This is a genomic window from Streptomyces sp. AC627_RSS907 (assembly GCF_019049165.1).
In genome coordinates this window covers 1-703 of sequence record NZ_JAGMUE010001205.1, presented here as the reverse complement: position 1 = coordinate 703, position 703 = coordinate 1, and the positions used below count along the sequence as shown (strand labels likewise).

The window sequence follows — 703 nt, the reverse complement described above, 5'->3', positions numbered from 1 at the left end:
CTCCGGGGTCGGTAAGAGCACGGTCGTCGCGCACCTGCGCCAGGCCCATCCCGAGGTATGGCTCTCGGTCTCCGCCACCACCCGCAAGCCGCGTCCCGGCGAGCGGCACGGCGTCCAGTACTTCTTCGTCGAGAACGAGGAGTTCGACAAGCTCGTCGCCAACGGAGAGCTGCTGGAGTGGGCCGAGTTCGCGGGCAACCGTTACGGCACCCCGCGCCGGGCGGTCCTCGACCGCCTTGAGGCGGGGGAGCCGGTGCTGCTGGAGATCGACCTCCAGGGCGCCCGGCTGGTCCGCGAGTCGATGCCGGAGGCGCAGTTGGTCTTCCTGGCCCCGCCGAGCTGGGACGAGTTGGTGCGCCGCCTGACCGGGCGGGGCACCGAGCCGCCGGAGGTGATCGAGCGCAGGCTGGCGGCGGCGAAGGTCGAGCTGGCCGCCGAGTCCGAGTTCGACACCACCCTGGTCAACACCTCCGTCGAGGACGTCAGCGCTGAGCTGCTAGCCTTGATGCGAGTGGTCTGATCTGCTCTGATTTCTTCGACCCTCGTCAACGCTCGGTACGGCAAGCATCACGCCGCCGTTATCGTCGTTGACGATCAGTACGGCGCGCTATGTGACCAGCGCCGTGCGCAACAGATGCCATCAGACACACGCCCGGTGACACCGTCACCGACGCGGTCGCCGAAGGCGTCCGCGACATCGCTG

The 703-nt window shown here is 68.6% G+C and carries 1 protein-coding gene; it reads left to right on the top strand.

Annotation, left to right across the window (positions count from 1 at the left end; all coding sequences use genetic code 11):
- A partial coding sequence (gene gmk, locus KUM32_RS41075; protein ID WP_217146751.1) for a guanylate kinase occupies positions 1–520 on the top strand: 520 nt, incomplete at its 5' end.
- Positions 521–703: the final 183 nt, after the last annotated feature.